Origin of the sequence: Acetobacter pasteurianus subsp. pasteurianus LMG 1262 = NBRC 106471 (assembly GCF_000285275.1) — a bacterium.
GTDB lineage: Bacteria > Pseudomonadota > Alphaproteobacteria > Acetobacterales > Acetobacteraceae > Acetobacter > Acetobacter pasteurianus.
The window spans coordinates 1-5,269 of sequence record NZ_CADO01000063.1 but is presented as its reverse complement, the minus strand read 5'-3'; the positions used below and the strand labels follow the sequence as shown (position 1 = coordinate 5,269).

Here is a 5,269-nt window from a genome sequence, read left to right as displayed (position 1 = left end):
CTTCCACTCTCGTGAAAATATCACACCATCAAACCCCGGGACTAAACACCTAGATACGAAAAAACAGCAACAGCGTTCCTCGCCGTCATCCACATCGCTGCCGCAGCAGACTGGATCAAGCCCTAACAGGTCCTAGAATTGAGAGAGCTGACGTCTTTCTGCGATATGTGGTAAAGAACCTAAAGCACACTAGAACACTGAGCGGATATTCAAGATGCAAACCATGATTATCGGCGAGAAACGAGAACGTGCCCTTTCTGGAGAAATTCAAGCAAACGCCGTAGAGCGCAGAAGGCATAACAATCAGCGTGCGCATGACCTGCTTGCTGGCGAACCAAAGCTGAAGACCCTTGTCGCACTCGCGAAAAAACAACTCAAGGCCAAACAGGTCTGGATTTTCGGTAGCCGCGCCAATGGGACAAACCGGTCAGATAGTGACTGGGACATTTTCCTCGTCCTCCCCAATACGGCCACTGATAATGATCTTAATCCCGTTACGACCTGGTCTATTGGGCGAAGCGCCGGTTTGATTGCTGATGTTGTCGCTGAACGCGATATCGAAGTCCGTTCAGCAATCAACGTGCCGAATACTTTGTCGTATGTCTTACATCGTGAAGGTGTTCGCGTTGCCTGAAAAGTCTGATCCCATTGCGAAAAAATCGGCGCGCAGATATGGTTGGCAAGCTGTTACCTTCATGATGCAAAAACACTTCTTGAGACACGCAGCCGAAATGCAGTCAATCAACTCTTTTATGCGGTTGAGGCGCTCTTGATCGCAACGATGACAGCCGAAGGACTACATATTAACCGGCATCAACAACATCAATTAGGCGCGATACTTGATACCATGCCTGATGAAAATCCATGGAAGCCGGAATTTCGTCCACTAGAAGTATTAACAGGATATGCCACCACTTACCGGTATGCGACACCTGGCGGCAGGATTCCCAAAGCCCCACCCCAGGCAGATGTTGAGGGCTGGTTAACAGCGACATCCCGTCTCCTTGAAACTGCTAAAATGCATTTCGATGTTACAGTTGATACTGGAGAATATAACTCCATTGCTGGAGTGATTGATCCGCCTCGTTGATGATTGCTCTCACCCAGACGGCGATTGCATTCGGCCGCATTGATCAGCGTCTCCGTCATCACCCTCTTCTCCCAGCCATCCTCTTTCGGGAACGGCTTGAAGCCTCACGTGCCTGTGCAGCTGTCGATGGCCACCTCATAGATCCCTGGCGACTTGCCGCCGAACTTGAGGGCTTGAGAGTGGTACCACTCGGTTCTGATGTCTTTGAGCGGGGGTCCTCTGTTGATGCGGCACATGCTGCTTTTGCGCAATACCAATGGCTTGTTAAGCCAGATGAAGCACAACGCAACGCGATAGAGAGCGCCCTGGGATGGCTTTCTGAACACAGCAAGGCATCAGGCCCTCTTCTTGGCGCTGCTACTGCATTTCATGCCTGGGTAGAAGCTGGTCATGCCCGTGCCCCAATGCGCGCAGCCTTGATCCGACATTGGCGACGTACGGATATCCTTCATTTTCCGCTTCCCCTTGTTGGCGCCAGAGCTTTTATAGCGGATGCACCCTGGGAACCATCAGAATGGATCTCGTGCTTCCTGAACTGTCTGAATGATGAAATTACGGCCGTAGAAAACCGTACGCGTAAACTCGAACGAAGCTGGCGTCACGCACGCTTGCAATCAGGTGCCCAGAGAAGCACATCACGTGCCGATAAGGTCATAGATATCCTTGCCGCATACCCACTGATATCTGCAACGCGCCTCTCGGACGAACTGGGGTTGTCGCTCAAAGCGGCTTACATCTATCTGGAACGATTTCTGTCAGATGGTCTAATTGTTGAAGTCACGCATCGCACCGCAAGGCGATTATTCGCCCTGAAAGAACTTGAACCACTCCGCGAGATCGTACGCCCTCCCAAAAGACCCCTACCCGGCAGGAAACGCGGGCGGCCGAGAAAAAGCGAAAGTCAGGAGACCACTCCTCCAGAGGAGGACGTGGACATCCGGCCCCCAGGACCAGTGTCCACGTTTGCACCCATAAATTATGAGGAGCTGGAGCGTGCGATAGAGAACGCAGAACGCATCATACGCCGCTATCGCGCTGATTAGGTAGCGTATGTTCTATCCAAGTCTGTGGGCCATGCAACTGGGGCGTTGTTCCTTTCAACGCAGAAAGTTTCTGAAAGGTGATTCCGCCAGAGCCAAGGTGCCTCACAACGGTTGCCCCCTTTATCTGGAATTTTGGTTTGGCAGAGATCAAGGAAACAGTGGTTCCGTAGATTTTCCTGGTCCTTCACACTTGGCAAAGGCTTTCAATACTGTCTCTCCAATGTCCTTGTCTGGAGCGTCGATTGGAACAGAAAAAACACGGCCCTCATTTCGGTTTGTGGGCCACGCCGAATGTGCGCCACCACGGGAACTTTTTGTGCTTAACAATTCGATATCTTTCGTCAACTCAAAACGCCATGCTGCAGCTACAAGGTCAAATTTTTTCCAAGCCACGTCACGGCTTTTGTAACCATACGATGCTGTAATATCATCCCAGAAAGCTAGCCGACGTTCGTTGGATGCTGCTTTCATGGCGATCAGTGCGTCCCCATTAACAGAACCTCCATCGATGGGAGTGAAACTCTCACTGGTTTGAAGAGCGAGACGAACATTCTGTCCGATCCACTCAGGCGTGACGTCTCTTGGCGCATGAACAATATGACCTTTCCGAGAAAAATACATACCATACTATACCTCTTCGGACTCTATGGAAATCCATTTATCCGTTCGACGGATGCTGCAAGTCTTTCTTCGTATCATAGTCATGATCAGCTTACCGTATCAATCTGGATTGAAATTGACTTTCCTGTTTGTTTGGGAATGATGTCGTTAGCTCTGTGATATGCACGGCAGAGGGCCTTCCATTCGTTTTGCAGTTCTGGTGTCATTTCTGCTGGGTCAGTAATATAGGGAACACCTATGTTGAGCGTATATTTTTTTATGTCATCTTTGCCAAAAGAAACGAAAGAATTGGAGCCAATTTTCGATTGATCATAATTATATCCTGCCATTTTATAAGCGCTCGCCATGACACGGGCAGCAACTGCTGTGGGGTTTTTTTGATACCATGGCAATTGCAGGTCGATCGTCTTGTCACTAATTGCATTACCGTCTTTTTCGTCCCAATGATCAAAGGTGCGCCAGTTCGATTTTTCGTTTTGAAGCCAAACAACACCGTTCGGATTTTGCGATGGATTGAGTTGGTGCTGTACCCAAGCTTCGTATGGAAGTCCCTGATCATCATTTCGACCACCGGCAGATTTCCACTGAATTCCGTTATCTTTAAAAGATTGACTCCAGTTTTTACCGTTTACAATATCAAAGGTTTGATTGGCAGGCTTGATATCGTTCGCGTTGCTGATATTGGTGACAATCGATTTGGCGCTCCGAAACTGAACAGGGTCGCATACTTTTGAGTTATCTTGTTGTAAATCTTTGATCTCAACTATAACGGACTCTTCATCAATTGACGCAGCAAAAGAATTTACTCCGCCAACAGTCATCAGTGTGCGGGCTTCATCAATAGTAGCACCAGATTCAAGATACGGATTAGTCAACAGATTTGCTTCAAGTCCAACAGCCTGATTTGGTGAGGAGGCAAGATTGTTAACGAGATCCTGGAATGACACAGACACGGATGGAGTATAGGCAGCAGCTTCTGTAGCGAGTTGTGCTGCTGTCTGGTTTTGGACGGTCGTGGTCCATGCATAGGAGAGGTTATAAAGCGCTGTGCGCGCGGTTTGAAGTGCCGAGCTGTCTGGTGGGAGTTGTCCCCAATCCGCATAGACATCATCAATCACAGATTGAGCAGACGCAGAATTTACAATTTGTTTGAAAACATCATCTCGGCTTTCACCGTTCCCCATGGCATTCTGAAAACCAGCAAGAGTCGCATTATCTATAACCTGCCCATTCACAAATGCATAAGCAGATTGAAGCTCTGTTGTAGATTCTTGATTGTGTGCTTCTATCTGATGCAAATCCTGCATGGATTTTCCATCACGCATCTCTGCACGTGCCCAGTCCTTTGTGGCCTGATCCGCATCATGACCAAAAAGTGTCTGTTCACTGTAATTAATTGCCCAGTCCTCGTTTGGAAGAGAAATCAATCCATTACGAATATCAGAGAGAGTTGTCTGCCCGTTCCCCAGCGCATTCATATTTGCAGTCAAAAAGCCCGCATCGGTGCTTTCACTAGCTGCACGATACTGAATATCCCGTAGTGTCTGCAGCAGGGTTTCTTTCTCGCGGTCAGAATGTGCTTCTATCTGATGCAAATCCTGCATGGATTTTCCATCACGCATCTCTGCGCGTTCCCAGTCCTTTGTGGCCTGATCCGCGTCATGACCAAAAAGTGTCTGTTCACTGTAATTAATTGCCCAGTCTTCGTTGGGAAGATTAATCAATCCATTACGAATATCAGAGAGAGTTGTCTGCCCGCTCCCCAGCGCATTCATATTGGTAGTCAAAAAGTTTGCATCAGTGCTTTCACTGGCGGCACGATACTGAATATCACGTAATGTCTGGAGGAGGGTTTCTTTCTCGCGGTCAGAATGTGCATCGATATTGCGTACATCTTGTATCGATTTTCCTGAGTAAAGCTGGCCGCGGACCCAGTTGATTGTATTCTGATCCGCATCAACATTATAAAGGCCATGCTCATACGTGTTGATAACGCCCACTTCCCCTTGAGAGCCAATCAACCCGTTTCGTACATTTGTAATGGTATTCGTGCCATTTCCTAAGTCATTCATGGTTGAGGCTAGAAAACCAGAATCTGTGTTAACTGTGGCTTGCCGATCTTGAACACCGCTTACAACACTCAGGATATAATTTTGAGATACTTGCGAATGGGCTACCTCATTACGAATATCTGCTAATGATGTCTGCTCTCCAGCAAGGGCGTTGATATCATTTTGCAACGCAGTGTTGTTGATAGGCTGATTTAAAATATTTTCGTAAATTGTATTTAATTGATTAGTCGTTTCCTGAGAATGCGCCAAATCGAATGTAATCTGCCGCATGGCATCATCCCAGCCCTGCTTTGGTCCGTTGTAAGGCCCCATATGCTTGGTATCATGCTTCACACAACCATAAACAATATCACCATATTGATTACTTTCTTGCGCAGTCAGCGGGCGTCCTACGGCGTGTCGTCAGTTAAGCTCTGAGTGTGGCACGTGAGGGTTGTAGTTTG

Annotated in this window: 5 protein-coding genes; 3 read left to right on the top strand and 2 right to left on the bottom strand. The window is 48.0% G+C overall.

All coding sequences use genetic code 11. From position 1 onward, the window contains the following. Window positions 1-223: 223 nt before the first annotated feature. From APA10_RS09545 to APA10_RS09535, 3 genes are read left to right on the top strand one after another with little or no spacing between them, the layout of a single operon-like run. A complete protein-coding gene (locus APA10_RS09545) occupies window positions 224-634 on the top strand; it encodes a nucleotidyltransferase domain-containing protein (RefSeq protein WP_035366672.1) in 411 nt (136 codons plus the stop codon). Window positions 635-676: 42 nt separating this feature from the next. Beyond that, a complete protein-coding gene (locus APA10_RS14945) occupies window positions 677-1,090 on the top strand; it encodes a hypothetical protein (protein WP_124326517.1) in 414 nt (137 codons plus the stop codon). After that, window positions 1,090-2,133 (top strand): hypothetical protein, encoded by a 1,044-nt coding sequence (locus APA10_RS09535; protein ID WP_003631133.1) that lies wholly within the window; start codon window positions 1,090-1,092, stop codon window positions 2,131-2,133. Before APA10_RS14945 ends, APA10_RS09535 begins: the two co-directional genes overlap by 1 nt. A gap of 147 nt (window positions 2,134-2,280) precedes the next feature. On the opposite strand, the gene APA10_RS09530 is transcribed toward APA10_RS09535, so the two are convergent. Both APA10_RS09530 and APA10_RS15425 read right to left on the bottom strand, forming a co-directional pair. Beyond that, window positions 2,281-2,754 (bottom strand): contact-dependent growth inhibition system immunity protein, encoded by a 474-nt coding sequence (locus APA10_RS09530; RefSeq protein ID WP_250697639.1) that lies wholly within the window; start codon window positions 2,752-2,754, stop codon window positions 2,281-2,283. 86 nt (window positions 2,755-2,840) lie between these two features. After that, entirely contained in the window at window positions 2,841-5,159 is a 2,319-nt protein-coding gene (locus APA10_RS15425; protein WP_250698535.1) for an endonuclease toxin domain-containing protein, read from the bottom strand. Between the last annotated feature and the right edge of the window lie 110 nt (window positions 5,160-5,269).

What these genes read in the sequence shown, in the direction of transcription:
- APA10_RS09545 (WP_035366672.1), top strand. Translation starts at nt 224, where the DNA reads ATGATTATCGGCGAGAAACGAGAACGTGCCCTTTCTGGAGAAATTCAA.
- APA10_RS09535 (WP_003631133.1), top strand. Translation starts at nt 1,090, where the DNA reads ATGATTGCTCTCACCCAGACGGCGATTGCATTCGGCCGCATTGATCAG.
- APA10_RS09530 (WP_250697639.1), bottom strand. Translation starts at nt 2,754, where the DNA reads ATGTATTTTTCTCGGAAAGGTCATATTGTTCATGCGCCAAGAGACGTC.